The organism is Kribbella sp. NPDC002412 (assembly GCF_053592935.1).
In genome coordinates this window covers 1-20,637 of the sequence record NZ_JBSFBL010000042.1, presented here as the reverse complement: position 1 = coordinate 20,637, position 20,637 = coordinate 1, and the positions used below count along the sequence as shown (strand labels likewise).

At 69.6% G+C, this 20,637-nt stretch carries 18 protein-coding genes; 12 read left to right on the top strand and 6 right to left on the bottom strand.

What is annotated here, in order from left to right:
* Positions 1–12: 12 nt before the first annotated feature.
* Both ACWCOV_RS29030 and ACWCOV_RS29025 read right to left on the bottom strand, forming a co-directional pair.
* On the bottom strand, positions 13–1,113 hold the full coding sequence (locus ACWCOV_RS29030) for a glycoside hydrolase family 172 protein (protein ID WP_449832492.1): 1,101 nt from the start codon (positions 1,111–1,113) through the stop codon (positions 13–15).
* 113 nt (positions 1,114–1,226) lie between these two features.
* The gene (locus ACWCOV_RS29025) at positions 1,227–2,255 is read right to left on the bottom strand and encodes a LacI family DNA-binding transcriptional regulator (RefSeq protein WP_449832491.1); all 1,029 of its coding nucleotides are present in this window, start codon (positions 2,253–2,255) and stop codon (positions 1,227–1,229) included.
* A gap of 66 nt (positions 2,256–2,321) precedes the next feature.
* Between ACWCOV_RS29025 and ACWCOV_RS29020 the strand changes: the two genes are divergently transcribed.
* Positions 2,322–2,567 (top strand): hypothetical protein, encoded by a 246-nt coding sequence (locus ACWCOV_RS29020; protein WP_449832490.1) that lies wholly within the window; start codon positions 2,322–2,324, stop codon positions 2,565–2,567.
* 205 nt (positions 2,568–2,772) lie between these two features.
* Positions 2,773–4,449, top strand: coding sequence for an ABC-F family ATP-binding cassette domain-containing protein (locus ACWCOV_RS29015; RefSeq protein WP_449832489.1), 1,677 nt, complete (start codon positions 2,773–2,775; stop codon positions 4,447–4,449).
* Here the strand turns inward: ACWCOV_RS29015 and ACWCOV_RS29010 are convergent.
* Together ACWCOV_RS29010 and ACWCOV_RS29005 are read right to left on the bottom strand one after the other, a co-directional pair.
* Entirely contained in the window at positions 4,396–4,971 is a 576-nt protein-coding gene (locus ACWCOV_RS29010) for a GNAT family N-acetyltransferase (RefSeq protein WP_449832488.1), read from the bottom strand. The two genes, ACWCOV_RS29015 and ACWCOV_RS29010, sit on opposite strands and share 54 nt — an antisense overlap.
* Positions 4,972–5,089: 118 nt before the next feature.
* Positions 5,090–6,229, bottom strand: coding sequence for a mandelate racemase/muconate lactonizing enzyme family protein (locus ACWCOV_RS29005; protein WP_449832487.1), 1,140 nt, complete (start codon positions 6,227–6,229; stop codon positions 5,090–5,092).
* Between the two features lie 170 nt (positions 6,230–6,399).
* Between ACWCOV_RS29005 and ACWCOV_RS29000 the strand changes: the two genes are divergently transcribed.
* The 7 genes from ACWCOV_RS29000 (at position 6,400) to ACWCOV_RS28970 (ending at position 16,216) form a co-directional block, all read left to right on the top strand.
* The gene (locus ACWCOV_RS29000) at positions 6,400–7,380 is read left to right on the top strand and encodes a LacI family DNA-binding transcriptional regulator (protein ID WP_449832486.1); all 981 of its coding nucleotides are present in this window, start codon (positions 6,400–6,402) and stop codon (positions 7,378–7,380) included.
* 137 nt (positions 7,381–7,517) lie between these two features.
* Positions 7,518–8,909, top strand: a complete 1,392-nt coding sequence (locus ACWCOV_RS28995; protein WP_449832485.1) for an ABC transporter substrate-binding protein — start codon at positions 7,518–7,520, stop codon at positions 8,907–8,909.
* Positions 8,906–9,847, top strand: a complete 942-nt coding sequence (locus ACWCOV_RS28990; RefSeq protein ID WP_449832484.1) for a carbohydrate ABC transporter permease — start codon at positions 8,906–8,908, stop codon at positions 9,845–9,847. The genes ACWCOV_RS28995 and ACWCOV_RS28990 overlap by 4 nt, the downstream gene beginning before the upstream one ends.
* Complete coding sequence (locus tag ACWCOV_RS28985) at positions 9,844–10,710, top strand: carbohydrate ABC transporter permease (protein ID WP_449832483.1); 867 nt, start codon at positions 9,844–9,846, stop codon at positions 10,708–10,710. Before ACWCOV_RS28990 ends, ACWCOV_RS28985 begins: the two co-directional genes overlap by 4 nt.
* A gap of 6 nt (positions 10,711–10,716) precedes the next feature.
* Positions 10,717–13,068 carry a hypothetical protein gene (locus ACWCOV_RS28980; RefSeq protein WP_449832482.1) on the top strand — a complete coding sequence of 784 codons (2,352 nt, stop codon included), beginning with the start codon at positions 10,717–10,719 and terminating at the stop codon, positions 13,066–13,068.
* Positions 13,065–15,377: a hypothetical protein gene (locus ACWCOV_RS28975; protein ID WP_449832481.1), complete on the top strand. Its 2,313-nt coding sequence runs from the start codon at positions 13,065–13,067 to the stop codon at positions 15,375–15,377. Before ACWCOV_RS28980 ends, ACWCOV_RS28975 begins: the two co-directional genes overlap by 4 nt.
* Positions 15,374–16,216 (top strand): NAD-dependent epimerase/dehydratase family protein, encoded by an 843-nt coding sequence (locus ACWCOV_RS28970; protein WP_449832480.1) that lies wholly within the window; start codon positions 15,374–15,376, stop codon positions 16,214–16,216. Before ACWCOV_RS28975 ends, ACWCOV_RS28970 begins: the two co-directional genes overlap by 4 nt.
* Here ACWCOV_RS28970 and ACWCOV_RS28965 read toward each other — a convergent pair.
* Both ACWCOV_RS28965 and ACWCOV_RS28960 read right to left on the bottom strand, forming a co-directional pair.
* Complete coding sequence (locus tag ACWCOV_RS28965) at positions 16,185–16,421, bottom strand: hypothetical protein (RefSeq protein WP_449832479.1); 237 nt, start codon at positions 16,419–16,421, stop codon at positions 16,185–16,187. The two genes, ACWCOV_RS28970 and ACWCOV_RS28965, sit on opposite strands and share 32 nt — an antisense overlap.
* A 134-nt stretch (positions 16,422–16,555) precedes the next feature.
* Positions 16,556–18,067 carry a sulfatase family protein gene (locus tag ACWCOV_RS28960; RefSeq protein WP_449832478.1) on the bottom strand — a complete coding sequence of 504 codons (1,512 nt, stop codon included), beginning with the start codon at positions 18,065–18,067 and terminating at the stop codon, positions 16,556–16,558.
* A gap of 60 nt (positions 18,068–18,127) precedes the next feature.
* Between ACWCOV_RS28960 and ACWCOV_RS28955 the strand changes: the two genes are divergently transcribed.
* From ACWCOV_RS28955 to ACWCOV_RS28945, 3 genes are all read left to right on the top strand, one after another.
* On the top strand, positions 18,128–19,141 hold the full coding sequence (locus tag ACWCOV_RS28955) for an acetylxylan esterase (RefSeq protein WP_449832477.1): 1,014 nt from the start codon (positions 18,128–18,130) through the stop codon (positions 19,139–19,141).
* A gap of 100 nt (positions 19,142–19,241) precedes the next feature.
* Positions 19,242–19,667 carry a VOC family protein gene (locus ACWCOV_RS28950; RefSeq protein WP_449832476.1) on the top strand — a complete coding sequence of 142 codons (426 nt, stop codon included), beginning with the start codon at positions 19,242–19,244 and terminating at the stop codon, positions 19,665–19,667.
* Positions 19,664–20,632 (top strand): RNA polymerase subunit sigma-70, encoded by a 969-nt coding sequence (locus ACWCOV_RS28945; RefSeq protein ID WP_449832475.1) that lies wholly within the window; start codon positions 19,664–19,666, stop codon positions 20,630–20,632. Before ACWCOV_RS28950 ends, ACWCOV_RS28945 begins: the two co-directional genes overlap by 4 nt.
* Positions 20,633–20,637 lie beyond the last annotated feature (5 nt).

Below are 20,637 nucleotides of genomic sequence, written 5' to 3'. Positions count from 1 at the left end.
GTTGCTCTTCCGTTAGCGGGGACGGCGGTACTCGCGGGCCGGCAGGGGCGGGAGGTCGTTCGATCCGCCGGGCAGCTGATACCAGTACGCGACGGTGGTGATGTCGTCGGATCGCTCGAAGTGCCCGTGGTCCCAGGCGCCGATCTGCTGGAGGGTGACGCGCACCCGCTCGTGGAAGATCACCGGATCAGGCAGGTGCCAGCGGTACATGCCGTGCGACTGCAGTGTGCTGGTGACGAACGGCGAGGCGCGGGTGGTGTCCTCGGCCGAGTAGAACGGATAGCCGCAGTACGGCGCACTGAAGGTCAGCGGGACCGGGGGCGGATCGTGCCGGAGTGCATCCTGGAATGCCCAGGCACCACCGGCGTAGTCCTCGAGCCCGGTGCTGCACTGGGTCGGGTAGGCATCGTCGTCGTCGATGTAGAACTTCATCTCGCCCTCGCCCCACCAGTAGCGCTCCAGTGCGGTGAGGCCGACGTACGTGCCGACATAGTTGCCGCTGCCAACGACGCCGTCGAGGACGACGTGGTCTTCGGCCGGTGCGGTGGAGCCGTTGCTCCTGCGCCAGTGCACGTGGAAGTGCGCGGTGTCGGCGTCCAGTACGTCGTCCACGGTGTAGTCGATCTGGTAGTAGATGCCGTCGACCGGGCCGGGGTGCTCGCTGGTGAGCTCGATCCTGGCGTGCTGCTGGAACGGCATCGGGAAGTAGCTGTTCATCCCACCGGTCGGCGCGACCACGATCGGGACCGAGGTGACGAGCGCCCGCTGCCCGAACCCGTTGCAGAAGAAGTCGCCGAGCGGTACTTCGACCGCAGGACGCTCGGCGCCGTCCCACCACATCCGCAGCACGAGATCCCGCAGCACCCAGGGCCCTGCGGACGTCTTGTCCGGCACGGTCACCCAGATGTGCCGAATCACGCCCGGCCCGGCGATGTCAGCCAGCGTGACAGTCTCGCTGGGTGCGGCGGAGATGGCCGGACGGCCTTTGCGGGACGGGCCGAGCGCTGAGGCGGTCATCGCCGCCTGGCCCGGTGCGCCGGTCGGATTCTCCGCGTTGATCGAACGGCTTCGCCGCCGCCCAGGAGCGCGAGTGAGGGCGGTCCAGTCGGTCATGCGAAACCTCCGGGGCGGCGGACCTGACACGTGTTAGGTCCAGCCACCTAACCGGTGTCAGCTCAAGCGTGTCAAGGGCCGTTCCGACCTCTGGCACCAAGGCTCCGGAGGCGTCAGGGGTGGGGTGGCGAGGCGACGGTTTCGCGGATGACTGGGAGGCACGGGAGTTTCTTGGTGCCGACTTCGGCGGAGGGCTGGCCGGCGATGCGGGCGAGGAGTTCGGTGGCGGCCTGTCGGCCCATTTCGTGGTGGGGGAGGGCGATGGTGGTGAGGCCTGGCGGGACCTCGGCGGCCAGGAACTGCTCGTCGTCGTACCCGACCACCGACAGGTCGCGGGGGACGGAGAGGCCGAGGGAGGCGGCGGCCAGGAGGACGCCGATGGCGCCGCGGTCGTTGGCGGCCAGGATCGCGGTGGGGCCGCCGGGGCGCTGGAGGAGTTCGAGCGCGGCCGCGTGGTTGGAGCTGAGGTTGTAGCGGGCCTGGACGATCGCGTCCGCGACCGGCAGCCCGGCGGCCTTCATCGCCGCGGTGAAGCCCTGGATCCGCGCCGTCGTGGCGGGAGAGTCCGCGTTGCCCGTGATGAAGGCGATCCGGCGGTGGCCGGCCTCCAGCACGATCTCCGCGGCCGAACGCTCGCCGCCTTCATCGTCCGGGATGAACGCCGGGAGCGAATGGTCGGGGAGGAACGCATTGGCCATCACCACCGGCAGGCCAGGCGGTACGTCGAGGCGGTCCACCTGCCCCAGCCCGGCGTCGGCGTAGATCAGGCCGTCCACGTCCCGGGCCCGAAGCGTTGCCATCGCGCCGTCGACGTACGCCGGATGCTGCCAGGTGTCGATGGTCAGGATCATGTACCCCGCCTCGAGCGCCACCTCACTCGCGCCCGACAACAGCGGTCCGGCGAACGGCGCACTCGCGATCGCGTCGGTGACGAGGCCGATGGTCGCGGTCCGCTGCCGGCGCAGGTTCACCGCCGACGCGTTGGGCACGTACCCCAGTTCCCGGGCCACAGCGCGGATCCGCTCCTGCTTCTCCGCGTCCACCATCCCGTCGCCACGCCCGTTCAGCACCAACGACACCGAAGCCCGCGACACCCCCGACGCCTTGGCGATATCCGCCGAAGTCACCCGCCGCTGCCCCATCACTCCACCTCACTAGACCCAACCGCCCCAGCATCTCACGCACCCCCGCCCGATGCGCCGGTCCTGATGCCGGACGACGGCGTCCGGACTGCGATCGCGGCCCGCGTCGCCGACACCCGCTTCGTCCTGGACGTTCTCCAGGAGATTGCCGACGGCAACAACCCGGACGCCGGCCGGCGCCCGCTCCCGGACGGACTCCGGGCGCAGCGGGCCTACCTCGGCGCGTTCTTCGACCGCTTCCTGCGCGGGATTCCGCAGCCGCTGCTGCAGCGGCCGTCGCCCCGGTACCCCGAGGTGGTCTTCCAGCGTTGACGAAACTCACAGGCGCGGTGGTCCTGCGGTTGTTACAGTTGTCGCATGCAATATCTGTTCTTCCTCTGACAGCCAGGACCCCGCGGTCACTGTGCACGGTTCGACGTGCCGGCCGCGGTTCTTCGTGTCCGCTGTCCATTGCATGTCATCGAATCCCGCGCCGGCCTGTGCTGAGCCACGCCCCGGAATTCGTCTCGGAGGAAGTATGTCCACCACTGTTGTCCGTTCCCGTGCCCATCTGACCGCCACCGACGTGAGCGTCGCGCGCGGCGGCAAGCCCGTCCTGACCGGTGTCGACCTGACTGTCTCGGCCGGTGACCGGCTCGGCGTGGTCGGCGAGAACGGCCGGGGCAAGACCACCTTGCTGCAGATCCTGGCCGGGCGGCTCGCGCCCGACTCGGGTCAGGTCCATCGCGCCGGCGCCCTGGGGATCGCCGACCAGGAGATGCCGATCGCTGACGACCGCACGGTCGGCGATCTCATCGACGTCGAACTGGCCGACGTCCGCGCGGCGCTCGGCGTACTCGATGCGGCCACGGCAGCCCTCGCCGAGGGCTTGCCGGGCGCTGACGAGGAGTACGCCGACGCCCTCAGCGCAGTCGAGGCCCTCGACGCCTGGGATGCGGATCGCCGGGTCGAGATCTCGCTCGCCGCTCTTGGCGCGATCGACGATCGGAGCCGGCTGCTGGCCGACTTGTCGGTCGGGCAGCGCTACCGGATCCGGCTCGCGTGCCTGCTCGGCGCCGGGCACGATCTGCTGCTGCTCGACGAGCCGACCAACCACCTTGACGCCGACGGCTTGGCGTACCTCACGTCCGAGCTGCGGGCGCATCAGGGAGGCGTCGTCCTGGTCACCCACGACCGTGCGCTGCTGGCGGACGTCGCCACGACAGTGCTCGATCTGGACCCGACCAGCGACGGCCGCCCACGGGTGTACGGCGGCGGCTACCAGGGCTACCAGGAAGGGCGCGAAGCCGAACGCGAACGGTGGGAGAGTGCCCATCGTGCCCACGTGACCGAGCGGCAACGACTGGCCGACGACCTCTCGGCAGCGCAGAACCGCCTGTCCACCGGATGGCGGCCCGACAAGGGCACGGGCAAGCACGCTCGAGCCACCCGGGCGCCGGGCCTGGTCCGAGCGGTCCACCGGCGTCAGGAGGACCTGGAAGCGCACGTCATGGACGTCCCGCGTCCGCCGCTGCGATTCCACCTTCCCGAGCTGCCCGCCCGCCCGGGATCGACACTCGTGTACGCCGCGGACATAGCAGTCCCGGGACGGCTCGAACGGGTCGACCCGATCCTGCTGCGGTCCGGCGACCGGCTCCTGATCACCGGCGGCAACGGTTCGGGGAAGTCCACCCTGCTGTCGGTCCTGGCCGGCACGCTCACTCCGACGGATGGCGCCGTACAGACCGGACCGGGCGCTCGGATCGGCCTGCTCGCACAGGAGTCACCAGCCCCGTCGCGACGCCGTGCGATCGACGCGTACGACGCCGCACTCGGCCGCATGGTGAGCGCCGGGACGCTGGCGGAGGCTGATCGGGTCTCGCTGGGTTCGTTGGGGTTGTTCGGGTCCCGGGACGCGTCCCGGCCGGTGGCCGAGCTGTCGATCGGGCAGCAACGCCGCCTGGACCTGGCCATCCTGCTGGCGTCGCGCCCGCACGCCGTACTCCTGGACGAGCCGACCAACCACCTGTCGATCAGCCTGGTCGACGAGCTGACCGAGGCCTTGAAGGCGACGCCCGCGGCGGTGGTGATCGCCACGCACGACCGGCAACTGCTGCGCGACACCGCCGACTGGCCACGCCTCATGCTCGGGCGAGGACCGCTACCGGCGGAGGTCGAGGCGCATCAGGATTCGGGGGTGACCGGCCAGCACTGACGTGGTGTCGGCGGCTTTGGTGAAGCCGGCGCGTTCGAAGTTCTTGCGGATTCCGGCGTACGCCATGGTGAGGTCGACCTTGGCGTCGCCGTTGTCCAGCGGGTACGCCTCGACCGCCGGTGCGCCGTGCTCGCGCGCGAAGTCGACCGCGCCGGCGATCAGCGAGTGCGTGATGCCCTGCTTGCGGTGACCGGGACGGACCCGGATGCACCACAGCGACCACACCGGCAGGTCGTCGACGTGCGGGATCTTGCGGTTCCGGGCGAACGACGTCTCCGAGCGCGGTGCGACCGCAGCCCAGCCGACCGGCTCGTCGCCGTCGTACGCGAGAACACCGGGCGCGAGCTCGGCGCGGCACAGCTCGGCGACGTACTCACCGCGGGCCGGCCCGCGCAGCTCGTTGTTGAGCTTGGACGGGATCCGGTAGCTCAGGCACCAGCACACGTTGGAGTTCGGCGACTTCGGACCGAGCACGGCCCGAACATCCTCGAACACCGACGCCGGACGAACCTCGATGGCCATAGCACCACCATGTCAGAGGTGCCGCCGGAGGCCGCCGTGGGACCCGCTGGACGGCCAGCCGTTGCGCGCGAGCGCGAAGTCCTGATCCCGGAGACGCTATCCACCGGGTGGGTCAGCTCTACCAGTTCGTGAAGGATCCGTCGGGCTTGCGCAACTGCGGGAGCTCCCGGGACTCGGCGCGGTAGGCGCGGGCGCGTTCGCGGTCGATGTCGACGCCAAGACCAGGTAGGTCCGACAGCAGCACCCGGCCCGGAACGACGGTCGGACGAGCCGTGAACAACGCGGCCAATTCGGGCGCGGGCTCCGACTGGTGCTCCTGGATCGCCGCGCTGGGGCTGGCGAGGTTGAGCTGCAGCGACGAGGCCGCGGTGACTGGGCCGAGCGGGTTGTGAGTCGCCAGCTTCACGTAGTGGGTCTCGCAGCCGGCCGCGATCTTCCACGCCTCGGTCAGACCGCCCGCGATCGCCACATCGACCCGCGCGTAGTCGATCAGCTCGGCCTCGACCAACCGGGCGAACTCCCACTTCGACGCGAACTGCTCACCAGCCGCCAGCGGTACGCCGGTCCGCGCCCGCAGCATCCGATACGTCTCCGGATGCTCCGCCCGGATCGCGTCCTCGACGAAGTACGGCCGGGCCGACTCGATCTCACGGCACAACGTCAGCGCCTCCGGCGGGTCGAGCCGGGTGTGCACGTCGAGGATGAGCTCGACGTCGTCACCGACCACCTCACGCACCTGATGGAACAGCTCGATCCCAAGCCGGAGCGTACGGCGTTCGTCGAGCACGTCATCGTCGTGCGGCACCGAGAACCGCAGGTGCCGCCAGCCCTCGGCGACGAGCGCGCGGCAGCGTTCGAGGAAGCGGGGACGGTCGTTCATCCCGTCGCCGACGTGGACGTAGCACGGGACGTAGTCGCGCACCGGTCCGCCGAGCAGCTGGTGAACAGGGACGCCGAGCGCCTTGCCACGGATGTCCCACAACGCGACGTCGAGGGCGGCGATCGCGGACGTGAGGATGCGGTCGGCGGGGTAGAAGCCGCTGCGGAACATCACCTGCCACAGATGCTCGGTCCGCAGCGGGTCCTCGCCGGTGATCAGCTCGCCCAGGTGGTCGAGACCGCCGGCGACCGCGCGCTGCCGGGAGCGGACGCCGACCTCGCCGATGCCGTGGATGCCCTCGTCGGTGTCGACGACGACGAGCATCATCGCGTCGCCGCGGTCGGGGAGGGTGAGAACTTCCCAGCCGGTGATCTTCATCGAGCCTCATCCATGTTTCAGAAACGTTGCGGGACGCCATCATCATTCATCCCAGCGTGCCGCAAGCGCAAGGGGACAGACCGCCGCAAAATAGGGCGAATCGAGCTGTTGACATGTTTCGGGATCGATTGCAAACATGTTGCAACCGAGTGACAGGAGAGGTGGTCCGGATGGCAGTGACGGTCAGGGACGTGGCGAAGGCGGCCGGGGTGTCGCCGTCGACCGTCTCGCGGGTGTTCACCGCCCCGGAGCAGGTCCAGGAGGCGACCCGGGACAAGGTGCTGGAGGCGGCCGGCCGGCTCGGCTACCGGCCCGACCCGGCGGCCCGGACGCTGCGCAGCGGGCGGACGGAGTCGCTGGGACTGGTGATCCCGGACATCGCGAACCCGTTCTTCCCGCCGATCGTCAAGGCGGTGCAGACCCGGGCGCGCACCCACGGCCACACGCTGCTGGTCGCGGACTGCGACGAGCGCGAGGCCGACGAGCTCGAGACCATCGAGGCGATCGTCAAGAAGGTCGACGGTTTGGTGCTCTGGGCATCGACCTTGTCCGACGGCAGGTTGCGGGAGCTGGCGGAGGAGATCCCGCTCGTGCTGGTGAACCGGCACGTGCCCGGCATCCCGGAGCTCCACGTCTCACTGACACCCGGGGTCACGCAGGCCGCGGAGCACCTGCGGGCGCTCGGCCACACCAGCTGCGTCTTCGTCAACTGCTCGCGGCCGGAACACCTGCGGGGCAAGTCGATAAGAGAAACCTTCGACGCGCAGGGCCTGGCGCTGGTCGAGCTCGGGCCGTACGAACCACGCTTCGAGACCGGCCTGCACGCGGCCACCCTGGCGATCGCGAACGGCGCCACCGCGATCCTCGCGCACAACGACCTCGTCGCGGTCGGCGTCCTGCACGGCCTGGCCGGCGCCGGCGTCGACGTGCCGGGGGAGGTGAGCGTGATCGGGATCGACGACACGCTGCTCGCCGGCCTGTCGATCCCCGCGCTGACGACGATCCGGATCTCACCGCAGACCGTGGCCACCCATGCCACCGACCTGATCGTCGAGGCCATCACCGGCACGGCCACCGGCGAGCAGCTGGTGGAGGTCGGTTCCCGCCTCATCCCCCGCGCGTCGACAGGCCCCGCTCCACGACGCGCCTGACCACTCACCACATCCCACACCACATCCCACACCGCGCGGCACCGCGCGGCTGACCGCGCCGGCTCGCCCCACGGCGCGCAACTCATCCACGGCGACGGGCCGGCGGCTCGTCGTACGCACTCCCCTGGAGAACAGACATGGCTACATCGACGCGTGCCCGATACCTGGTGGTGGGCGCGGCGGCCGCCGTCGCGCTGACCGGCTGCTCGGGGCTCGCTCCCAGCAAGAGCGACGACGGCGGGGGGACCGGATCCGCGATCGTACTGCGGGTCCAGGGCATGCCGGCCGCCACCGACAAGGCAGCGCTGGAGCAGTTCAACCGGCTGGCCGACGACTTCGAGGCGAAGAACCCGGGCATCACGATCGAGGGCACCGAGAACCGCTGGGACCCGCTGACGTTCTCCGCGAAGCTGGCCGGCAAGACCATCGAGGACGTCATCCAGGTCCCGCTCACCGAGCCGCAGGGCCTGATCGCGCGTAAGCACGTGCAGCCGATCACCGCTTCGTTGAAGGCCTGGAACCACTACACCGAGTTCAACCCGCAGGTCCTGCAGCCGCTGAGTGACAGCGCGGGGGAGGTGTACGGCGTCCCGCAGGCGCCGTTCGCGCAAGGACTGGTCTACAACCGGGCGCTGTTCAGCAAGGCCGGCCTGGACCCGGACAAGCCGCCGGCCAGCTGGGACGAGGTCCGCGCCTACGCCAAGCAGATCAGCGCGAAGACCGGGAAGGCCGGTTTCGTGCACGAGGCGAAGGGCAACACCGGCGGCTGGCAGCTGACCATGCTGACCTACACGCACGGCGGCGCGATGGAGACCGAGCAGGGCGGCAAGTTCGTTGCCGGGTTCAACAGTGAGCCGACGAGGAAGTCGCTCGAGCTGCTCAAGGCGATGCGCTGGACCGACAACTCGATGGGCCAGAACCAGCTGATGGACCAGGACGACGTGGTCAAACAGTTCGCCGCCGGACAGATCGGCATGTTCATGGGCACCCCGGGCACCTACCGGCTGGCCAAGATGAAGTTCGGCATGAAGAACACCGCGGACTACGGCATCACCGCACTCCCGCAGGCGGGTGGGAACGCGACGCTCGGCGGGGCCGAGGTGTTCATGGTCCCGGCGTCGGTGTCGAAGGAGAAGGCCGAGGCCGCGGCGAAGTGGCTGCTGTTCGCCAACGCCGAGCCGCAGTACGACCCGGCGGTCGCGGCTGAGCGGGCGAAGGCGCTCGCCAAGGACCCGGAGGCCGCGGTCGGCGTGCCGACCTTGCCGATGTTCAGCGTCGAGCAGCAGCAGAAGATCGACGCCGCGATCAAGCCGCACGTCAACGTGGAGCTCGAGCACTTCAAGCCGTGGCTCGACGGCACGCCGAAGCTCGAGCTGCGCCCTGAGCCGCCAGTGGCGGCGCAGAAGCTCTACACGATCCTCGACCCGGTGGTGCAGTCCGTGCTGACGAAGCAGGACGCCGACATCGCGGCGCTGCTGGCGAAGGCTGAGGCGGACGCGAACAAGATGCTCGCCACGGAGCAGAAGTGACTGCAGTCCTGGCGCCACCGCCGCAGCGGGACACCGTCGCCGTCCGACCGGCGCCGGCGTCCCGCAGGCGGGCCACGCTTCGCCGCGAGCTCCTCGGCCTGGTCTTCCTGGCACCGGCTCTGCTGGTCTTCGGGCTGTTCTCCTGGTGGCCGATCCTGCGTGGACTGCTGATCTCGTTCCAGCGCACCAACCTGGTCGATCCGGCCGTGTGGGTCGGCCTGGAGAACTTCCGCGCCGTCCTGACGGACCCGCTGGTCGGTACGGCGGTCTGGAACACGCTGCTGTTCGTCGCGCTGGGCCTGGTCATCGGCTTCCCGGCGCCGATCCTGCTGGCAGCCTTGATGTCCACGGTACGGCGTGGGGCGGCGGCGTACCGGGTCCTGGTCTACCTCCCGGTCGTGGTGCCGCCGGTCGTGGCGATCTTGTTGTGGAAGTGGTTCTACGACCCGGGCAGCGGCCTGTTCAACCAGGCGCTCGGCCTGATCGGGCTCGGCCCGTACCCGTGGCTGCAGTCACCGCAGTCGGCGATGCTGAGTTTGGTGCTGGAGGCAACCTGGGCCGGGATGGGCGGCGCCGCGTTGATCTACCTGGCCGCGCTGACCGGCATCCCGGCCGAGCTGTACGAAGCGGCCGAGAGCGACGGCGCCGGGATCTGGCGGCGGATCTGGCACGTGATGCTGCCGCAGCTGCGACCGGTGATCGGGCTGCTGCTGCTCCTGCAGCTGATCGGCACGATCCAGGTGTTCACCGAACCGTACATCTTCACCCAGGGCGGGCCGGACAACGCGACGCTGACCGTCCTGCTGCTGATCTTCCGCTACGGCTTCCAGGACGGTGCGTACGGGCAGGCCGCCGCGCTGTCCGTCGTCCTCGCGATCGTCCTGGCGGCGCTGTCCGCGGTCTACCTGCGGCTGACGAGAAGCTGGAGCACGAAGTGAGCGAGCAACCGACGACATTTGCCTCCAGCAACGACTTGCGCCGGCCGCCGGTGGCGTTCGCGCTCCGGTCCGCGCAGGTGCTCACGCTGATCCTGCTCCTGGTGATCGGCATCGGGCCGCTGTACTGGACGATCAAGGGCGCGATCTCGCCGCCGGCCGAGCTGGTCGCGCACCCGCTGCGGTTGTGGCCGGCCGAGCCGGACTTCGGCAACTTCGCCACCGCGTTCACCGAGCTCAGGGTCGGACGGTACCTGTGGAACACGGTGCAGGTGGTGTTCGGTTCGTGGTTCGTCCAGCTGTTCGTGGCGATGACCGCGGGGTTCGCGTTCGCGGTGATCCGGCCACGGATCGGTCGCTACGTCTACGCGGCGATCCTGGCCACGATGTTCGTTCCGTACACGGTGTCGCTGGTGAGCTTGTTCCTCACGGTTCTCGAGGTGAACCTGCTCGACACCTACTGGGCGATCTGGCTGCCGGCCGGGGCGAACGCGTTCAACGTGCTGCTCGCGACCCGCTTCTTCGAGGCGCTGCCCCAGGAGTTGTACGACGCCGCGAAGGTCGACGGCGCGAGCACCTGGCAACTGCTCACCCGGATCGTGCTGCCGATGAGCCGGCCGGTGATCGCGGTGATCAGCCTGCTGGCGATCATGCACTCCTGGAAGGAGTTCATCTGGCCGCTGGTGGTGATCTCCGACCCGACCCTGCAGCCGATCAGCGTCGCGCTGGTGAACCTCGTCGACGCCGCTCCGCTCGACGAGCTGATCGCCGCCATGGCGATGGCGCTCGCGCCTCCTGTCCTCGTCTTCCTCGTCCTGCAGCGCTACGTCGTCGCGGGCCTCGGCTTCACCGGTGTGAAGGGGTGATCGGCAATGGACACACCCATCAGCAGGCGGGTCGTGCTCGGCGGCACGGTGGCCGCGACAGTTGCTGGTGCGACCACGATTCCGGCGTACGGCGCCGACGTACAGATCACCGACTCGGCGGGGACAGTCAGCCTGGTCGCCGTACCTGATGGCGCCGGTGCGCCGAGCTACGTGAAGGTGCTCGACGGTGGTGGCGTCCACCGGTTCGACCTGACGACGTTCGAGTACGCGTACATGTCCGGCGAGACGAAGGTCGTTCAGCGGACGACCGGGATCGCGTCGATCACCCCGGACGGACCGCAGCAGTTCACGATCAGGTACACCGCGCCCGTCGGCGAGGTCGTCGGGACGTTCGCGGTGGGGCTGCGCAAGTCGCGGGTGCGCTGGGACGTCACCGGCGTCGCGAATCTGCGCGCGGACAGCTTCCGCTTTGCCCGGACCGTGATCGGATCCGGCGTGGTCGAGGCGTACGACCCGGTCGCGTTGTGGAATCGCGACCGGGACCCGGTCACCGGTGCACTGCGTGGCGGTGTTCCGTTCGAGACCACGAACGGCGTCGGCTACTCCTACACGTGGTCGGACAACCGGGCCTTCATCCGAGTCCCGCAGAGCACCAAGGGATTCAGCAACGGCGGCTACCTGCACGCGGCCGGGACGGCGGTCACCAGCTCCAGCGGGTACGTCGAGAGCAACCTCGTGCTCGGGGTGATGCGACCGCACTCGGCCGGGGTGATCGCCCGCGACGGCGACCTCGGCATCGACCTCTGGACCGACCAGCCCTTCAACCTGTGGACGACCGGCGGGGCCAAGACCGTCAACCTCCAAGTGGTCAACGCCGGCCTGACCGCACGGACGGTCCGGGTCGACTGGGTGGTCCGGGACTGGAACAACACCAGCACGACCGGGACGGCCAATGGCACGGTCGGCGCCCGCGCGGTCTGGAACACGTCCTTCCAGATCACCCTCGGCGGTCGTGACGTCCGCTTCGTCGAGGCCGTGGTGTACGACGCGGCCGCGCCGACCACCGAGATCGCGTTCGCCCGCACCAACCTTGCGGTGTTGTCGGCGTTCACCTACGGGGATGGGGACGCCGGCATGTTCGGGATGGCGAACTTCGCGTATCTCGAGCGGCCGTCGACTGCCGCCGTACTCGACCTGATGCAGCTGATCGGGATGCGCTGGGTGCGGACGGCGTACCGGAACTACAACAACTTCGGCGCTTCACCCGGTCCGACCGTCGACGCCCTGGACGCGGAAGGTTTCGCGCACAACCTGCAGTTGGCCGGCGAGCTTCCGTGGGACGGTGGCAGCGCGACCTGGGCCGATGACATGGTCGGTCGTGCGATGTACTCGGGCGCCCAGTACTACGAGTGCGGCAACGAACTGAACCTCACCGCCTCGGGCCGGACGCCGGCCGAGTACGTCGACAACGTCCTGGTGCCGTTGCGCGCGGCAATGACCGCGAAGGGCGCCACCTTCAAGGTGATGCACTGCGGGCTGGCCGGCTTTCCCGACCAGTGGATCGCCGACTTCGGCGCCGCCGGCGGTTGGGAGCACGTCGACGTACTGGCGTACCACCCGGGACGCGGCAACTACGTGGCGGACTACGACCCGCCGCTGCCGTGGTCGAACGAGACCCGCTGGAACTTCCTCGGCAGCCTCCGCAAGGCCAAGGCCACCGCCGTTGCCCATGCCGACAAGGAGCTCTGGCTCACCGAGGCGTACGCCGTGACGCGGCCGAACCGGTGGTGGTCCGACACCTACCGGCACGCGGCCGAGAACGTGCTCCTGCAGCTCGCCCTGGCCAAGGTGTACGGCGTGCGCGGGGTGACCTGGTACACGCTGAACGACTCGATCCAGTTCCAGCCGATGGAGGCCGACCCGGACAACCCGGAGTACCACTACGGCCTGCTGAACCGCGACCTCAGCCCGAAGCCGTCGCTGCTCGCGTTCGCGACCGTCGCGCGCTGGCTCGACCAGTCCACCTGGCTCGGCTGGGCCGCGCTGGCCGATCCACAGCTGTTCGGCCTCGTCTTCGACGGCCCGGGCGGCAAGGTGAACATCCTGTGGTCCCGCAAGGACGGCTACCTGCTCAACACCGACCCGGACCGCCGAATCCCCAGCAGCACCGAGTACTACCGCACTCCCGAACCGTGGGAGGACCAGTGGCCGACGAAGACCAGCACGACGCTGCCGACGCCGGCCGCGACCACCACCGTGCGCGAGCTGAACTGCCTCGGCATGGACGTCGCCACACACCAGGCGAGCAACTCGCAGGTGACCGTCACGCTCGACGGCGCCCCGCGGATCTTCATCGGCCTCGCCCTTCCCCTGCAGACCACCGGAGGAACGCCATGACAGACCACGTATCGAAGCCGTCCCGCCGTACCTTCGTGGCCGGATCGCTCGCCGCCGCCGGGGTGGCCGGCGGGCTGCTGCCGACCGGGACCGCCCGAGCGGCGACGGCGTACACCCTCAGCGCGGACGGGATCTCGGTCGTCGCCCAGACCGACGGGACCGTGGTGGTCAGCGACGGCGCCGGCGTCGAGCGGATCCGGATCGCGCACTTCCAGGTGAAGGACACCGTGCTCGGCGGCCAGCGGACGTTCGGCGGCACGCCGTCGCTGGTCACGCTCGCGGACGGCCGGCAGGCGATCCGGGTCAACTACCGGATGGGCGCGGCGGCCAACGGGATCACCGTCACCGGGACCTTCGACGTCACCGCCCATCGCCTGCACCTGCGCTGGGACGCGACCAGCTCGAACACGATGTACCTCAACTCGCAGTTCAGCCGGGTCGTGGTGAACGCGAGCGGGCCGGAGCTCCCGACCGCGATGACCCGGTGGAACCGCGACGCGGGCGGCGGCGTTCCGTACGAGACCAACGACGGCATCGTCTACGCCTCGACCTGGCCGGACCTCACCGCCTACCTCAGGCTCGAGTCGAGCCGCCCGGCCTGGACGACGCCGTCCTGGATGCACATCGTCGGCACGTACGACGCGTTCGGCGTGCTCGTGCACGAAGCCGACCTGGTGCTGGGCCAGATGCGACCGGCCGCCGCAAACGCCGCCGCTGTCGCCCGGCCGGTCGGCGTCGACATCTGGACCGACCAGCCGTTCAACCTGTACGACGTCGGCGCTGTGATGCCCGTCCACGCCCAGGTGGTCAACGGCGGCACGACGGCTGCGTCGATTCAGCTGACCTGGTTCGCCCGCGACTTCGACGGCCGGAAGCTCGCGGGCGGGTCCACCACGCTCGCGTTGGCGGCGGGAGAGAGCACCGACCGCACGCTCGACGTGCCCGCTCTCCAGCAGCAGGGCATCGCCTTCGTCGAGGTGAAGGCGTCGACCGGGGGCAACGAGGCCTTCGCGCGGACGACGCTGTCCACACTGCCGCCGTACGAGTATCAGGGCGGTGGCATCTTCGGCATCGCGAACTACCCCTGGCTGCTGGAGCCGAGCAAGGAGGACGTCGCCGCGCTGATGCGGCGGATCGGAGTCGCCTCGGTGCGGATCGCCTACAACGGCGCGCCCGGGATCGCGCCGGACGAGCTGCGGGCGATGGGCATCATGACCAACATCCAGCACGGTGACGTGGTCTTCGACTCGACGCCGGAGCAGGCGAAGGCGTGGGCGGCCGAGCTGGTCGACGTGGTCGTGGACGCCGGCGCGCGCTACTTCGAGGTGGACAACGAGCGCAACCAGCCGTGGATGTCCGGGCTGTACGCCGACAAGTACATCCGCGACGGCCTGCGGCCGGTGGTCGAGCGGCTGGCCGAGGTCGGGTACGACGTGAAGGTGATGAACAACGGCCTCGGCGGGATGGACGTCAACTGGACGGACAACTTCCACGCCGCCGGCGGCTGGGACCTGATCGACGTGTTCGCGTTCCACCCCGGCCGCGGCAACTTCACCCCGGACTACGCGCCCACACCGGACGAATGGGTGACCGGCGACAACGGCAGCTACTGGAACTTCCTCGGCTCGGTCCGCGAGGCCAAGCGCCGGATCACCGAGTACGGCGGCGGCAAGGAACTGTGGCTGACCGAGGCCTACGCCTGCACGCGACCCAACTACTGGTGGAACGACACCATGCGCCAGGCCGCGGAGAACGTGCTGCTGACGATGGCGCTCAGCAAGGCCGAAGGTGTCGACGGCGTGAACTGGTACCAGCTGCACGACAGCACCATCCACCACCCGCAGGAGGCGGTGCCGACCAACACCGAGTACCACTTCGGCCTGATGAACCGCGATCTGTCGGCCAAGCCGTCGCTGCTCGCGTTCGCCACCGGGACCCGGCTGCTCGAGGAGGCCGATTTCGTCCGCTGGCTGGACTTCTCCCGGGTCGACCGGAACCTCAAGGGCCTGCTGTTCGACACCCCGGACGGCCCGGTGTCGATCCTGTGGAGCCGCAAGGACGGCTACCTGCTGAACGTCGACCACGCGCCGAACCAGCCGTACTACCCGCACCCGGAGGCCTGGCAGGACGACTGGCCGAGCAAGACCACGCTGGTCGTGCCGCGCGACCGGATCACCGAGACCGACTGCATCGGCCGGCGCCGAGTGCTGGACGGCAAGCACGGGCAGGTGACCTTCCGGGTCGACGGCGCGCCCCGGATCTACCACGGTCTGTCGGCACGCCCGGAGCAGTTGGTGCGCTGCGGATGAAGCGAGTGCTCGTCACCGGGGCAGCCGGCCGGATCGGGAGCGCGGTGGTCGCGGAGCTGCTTGGCCGCGGCATCGAGGTGACAGCTCTGGTGCTCCCGGGTACGGCGGCTCCGGTGCCGGGACTGCGGTTGGTCGAGGGCGATGCGTGCGATCCGGTGAGCTGCCGGGAGGCGCTGGCCGGTGCGGATGGCGTCGTACATCTTGCTGCTCGGCCGGCGCCGCACCGGGGGACGCCGTACGAGGTGTTCGGGGGGAACACGTTGGCGACGTTCACCTTGCTCGAGGAGGCTGGGGTCGCCGGGGTGCGGAACGCTGTGCTGGCGAGCAGTTACGCCGCGAACGGGTTGCCGTTCGCCACGCAGCCGCGGAGTCCGGGGTATGTGCCGGTCGACGAGCACCTGCCGAGTCACGCCGAGGACCCGTACGCGTTGTCCAAGCAGACCGATGAGCTGACGGCGGCGATGATGGCGCGACGGCATGGCATGAGCGTGATCGCGCTGCGGTACCCGTTCGTGGGCGGACTCGAGGATCGGCTGCTGCCTCGGGCCCAGCAGATCGCGGCGGACCCGGCCGCCGGGGCAGCCGACCTGTGGTCCTATCTGGACACGCGGGATGCTGCGCGGGCCGCCGTACTAGCGCTGCAGGCCGACGGGACGCATGTCTTCCACGTCGCGGCTCCACGGACACTGGCGCCGTACCCCACGCTGGAGTTGCTTCGCCGCTTTCACCCGACGGCCGAGATCCGCGCTGAGCTTCCCGGCCGGACGACACCGCTCGACCTGACCGCGGCCGAACGGGTGCTGGGTTTCACCGCAGAATATGAGCTAGCGCTGGAGTGACGTAGTTGTTGACCTCGGCGATGGTGCCGTCGGTGTGCCGGATGATGTGCGGCAACGCGTTCCACCGGGCCACCTCGAACCCGACCGTGATCAGGTGCTCACGGGCAGGGCCCGACGCGAACGGGTCCGGGCAGTCAGCCCGGCGCGTGTGCCACGCCCCGTCGCGGTAGTACGTCTCGACAGCCGGCTCAGTATGTCTGGGCATCCACAACTCCACGTCACAGGAACAGATCCCCCCGCCCCCAGACCCACCCCGCACCCCGCCGACGTGTCGAGTCCCACTATGGAAACATCCCCCGGCCGGTGCGAACAGGGCCGAAAGTCCCGTCCGTCGCGGCCTCAGGCGTCCGATCGAAGCGTCTTCGTGTAAGCCGCGACTGCTTGAAGTGACTTCTCGTCGGCCCAGGACCAGTTGGGGGCCGGGGTCGTGGTGCCTTGGTAGGGCTCGTCTGCGTAGTGGTGCTGGAGTTCGGCGAGGCGGTCGGTCAGGGTGGTGCGGATGCCCGCGTACGCCGGGTCGTCGGCGACGTTGACGAGTTCCTCCGGGTCGGTGCGGAGGTCGTAGAGCTCCCACTCGGGGTCGAACAGGCGGTCCGACGACCCGGGGACGCCGAGGCCGGCGCCGTAGTAGTGGATGAGCTTGAAGTCCTTCGTCCGTACGCCGTAGTGCGCCGGCGCGTGGTGGATCGGGTCGTCGTGCTCCCAGTACCGGTAGTAGACGGCGTCCGGCCAGTCGTCGACCGCGTCGCCGCGCAGCACCGGCAGGAAGCTGCGGCCCTGCGAGGTGGGGAGCACCTCAGCGGCATCCAGGCCGGCCATGTCGAGGAAGGTGGCGGCGAAGTCGACGTTGGTGACCATCGCGTCGCACGGGCTGCCCGCGGGGATCGCGGACGGCCAGCGGATCAGCATCGGCATCTGCAACGACTCGTCGAACATCAGCCGTTTGTCGAACCACCCGTGGTCGCCGAGGAAGAACCCCTGGTCCGACGTGTAGACGACCACGGTGTCGTCAGCGAGGCCCTCGGCCTCCAGCGAGTCGAGCAACCGGCCGACGTTGTCGTCGATCGACTGCACGCACTGCAGGTAGTCCCGCAGGTAGCGCTGGTACTTCCACCGCATCCGCGAGACCCGGTTCTCCGGACCCCGCAGCTCGTCCGGCAACTCCTCACCGAGCTCGTCCGCGCCGAGGTCGTCGGCCACGGACATCCGGACGCCACGCACGGCCCGGCTCCGGGTGCCGTGGTCGTCGAACAGCGTGCTCGGCTCCGCGATCGAGCCGATCGGGTAGAGCTCCTTGTGCTTCTCGTCCGGCACCCACGGCCGGTGCGGCGCCTTGTGGTGCACGAGCAGCAGGAACGGCCGCTCCGGGTCACGCTCCCGGATCCAGTCGATGCTCTGGTCGGTGACGATGTCGGTCGCGTATCCGGGCACGGTCTCGGGCCCGTCCGGCCCGATCATCAGCGGGTCGACGTAGTCGCCCTGGCCGGGGAACACCTTCCACGCGTCGAAGTGCCGCGGCGCCGACTCGGGCCGCTCACCGAGGTGCCACTTCCCGAACAGCGCGGTCTGGTACCCGGCGTCGTGCAGCACCTCGGCGAACGTCGGAACCCGGTAGTCGATCTCGGTGAAGATCGAGGCGACCCCGTTCACGTGGCTGTAGGTGCCGGTCAGGATCGACGCCCGCGACGGCGAGCAGATCGAGTTGGTGCAGTACGTCGCATCCATCCGCACCCCCTCGGCGGCGAGCCGGTCCAGCTGCGGGGTCCGGTTCACCTTGCTCCCGTACGCCGAGATGGCGTGCGCGGCATGGTCGTCGGACATGACGAAGACGAGGTTGGGCGATGAGGTCATGGTGTCCAGCATCGGACATCGCGACGCGAGCCGGTCGGACCTGGGTTAGGTTTGTTGCTCATGGCCATGTTCGACCTTTCCCTCGACAAGCTCCGTGCGTACCGGCCCGAGGTGGCCGCTCCTGCCGACCTTGCCGACTTCTGGCGCCGATCCATCGAGAAGGCGCGCACCGACGACCTGTCCGCCACGTTCACCGCCGTCGACAACAAGCTCAGCGTCATCGACACCTACGACGTGACCTTCGCCGGCTTCGGCGGGTCTCCGATCAAGGGCTGGCTGCACGTCCCGGCCGGCGCGACCGGGCCGCTGCCGACCGTCGTGCAGTACTTCGGCTACTCCGGTGGCCGCGGCTTCCCGCACACCACGAACCTGTGGGCGCAGGCCGGGTACGCGCACTTCGTGATGGACACCCGCGGCCAGGGCTACAGCGGCGGGAACCCGGGCGCCACCCCCGACGACAGCGCGTACGCCGGTCTCAACCACACCCCGGGGTTCATGACCGCGGGCATCAGCGACCCGGAGACCTACTACTACCGCCGCGTCTTCGTCGACGCCGTTCGCGCGCTCGAGGCGGTCCGGACGTCGGAGTTCGTCGACCCGGACAAGATCATCGTCACCGGCGGCAGCCAGGGCGGCGGGATCTCGATCGCGGCCGCCGGGCTCGCGGGCCTGGCCGGGATCGAGCTGCTCGGCTGCGCGCCCGACGTACCGTTCCTGTGTCACTTCGAGCGGGCGCTGCAGATCACCGACAAGGACCCGTACGGCGAGATCACCCGGTACCTGAAGGGGTTCCGGGACCAGGTCGAGACGGCGTACCGGACGCTGAGCTACTTCGACGGCGTCAACCTCGGCCGGCTGGCCACGGCGCCGACGCTGTTCTCGGTCGCGCTGATGGACCCGGTCTGCCCGCCGTCGACGGTGTTCGCGGCCTACAACGCCTACGGCACCGCGTCGGGCGGCGAGCCGGCCAAGGAGATCAAGGTCTACTCCCACAACGAGCACGAGGGCGGCCAGACCTACCAGCAGGACGCCCAGCTCGACTGGTTCGCCGAGGTCTTCGGTACGGCGTCCTGAGAAAAGTCATCGCTGGACCGATGAGTTCTTCCCGGCGTTGTCGTTTCACCTGACAACAGCGTCGGTCAGACTGTGACCGACCCGATCGTGGGAGGCCGCAATGGACTGGAAACTCGAACTCGTCGTCGTGCCGGTGTCGGACGTGGACCGGGCCAAGAAGTTCTACACCGAGCAGCTCGGCTTCCGGGAGGACGTCGACCACAGCGCCGGCGACTCGTTCCGGGTGGTGCAGCTGACGCCGCCGGGGTCGGCCTGCTCGATCACCATCGGCACCGGCCTGACCTCGGCGAAGCCGGGCACCTACCAGGCCACCCACCTGGTGGTCCGCGACATCGAGGCGGCCCGGGCCGAGCTGGTCGAGCGGGGTGTCGAGGTGAGCGAGCCGTTCCACTTCGGCGCGGCCGGCCAGCAGCCCGGGCTGGACCCGAACCGCACGGACTACAACACGTTCGCGACCTTCCAGGACCCGGACGGCAACGGCTGGATCATCCAGGAGGTCCGCCAGACCAACCCCGCCCGGCGGTGAGAACTCTCGAAGAGGCGGCGTTCGCGGGTGACGAGTCCGCGTTCGCCGACCTGGCCGGGCGGCACCGGCGTGAGCTGCACGTGCACTGCTACCGGATGCTGGCGTCCTTCGACGATGCGGAGGACGCCGTACAGGAGACGTTGCTGCGGGCGTGGCGTGGCCGGGACGGGTACGACGGCCGGACGTACTTCCGGGCGTGGCTCTACCGGATCGCCACCAACGTCTGCCTGGACGTGGCCCGGCGACACGCCCGGCGGCAAGCCGCGTCACCGGGCGAGATGGTCTGGCTGCAGCCGTACCCGGACCAGTTGCTCGACGAGATCGCCCCGCCCGATGACCAACCCGACGCAGTGGCCGTGGACCGCGAGACCATCGAGCTCGCTTTCCTGGTCGCGCTGCAGTCGCTGCCGGCCCGGCAGCGGGCCGCGTTGATCGCGCGGGACGTCCTCGGCTGGTCGGCCAACGACACGGCCGAGCTGCTCGAGACCAGCGTGGCGGCGGCGAACAGCGCCCTGCAACGCGCCCGGTCGACGATGCAGCAACGCTTGCCGGCTCGCCGTACCGACTGGAGTGCGCCGCGGCCGACCGCCGAGGAGCGGGACGTGCTGGCGCGGTTCATCGACGCGCACGAGCGGTGCGACGCGGCCGGGGCGATCGCGATCGCGGCCGAGGACATCCGGATCTCGATGCCGCCGGACCAGCTGTCGTTCGCGGGCCTGGACGGGCTGCGGCCGGTGCTCGAGCGCGCGTTCGGGCCGGACCGGGACGGCGACTGGCGACTGGTGCCGACGTCGGCCAACCGGCTGCCCGCCGCGGCGTCGTACCTGCGCCGCCCGGGCGACACCGTGTTCCGGGCGTTCAAGCTCGACGTACTGCGGATCACCGACGGGGAGATCGCGGAGATCACGACATTCGGGTACTCGCGGTTCCCCGCCTTCGGGCTTCCGGACCGGCTGTCTGACTAGTCTGG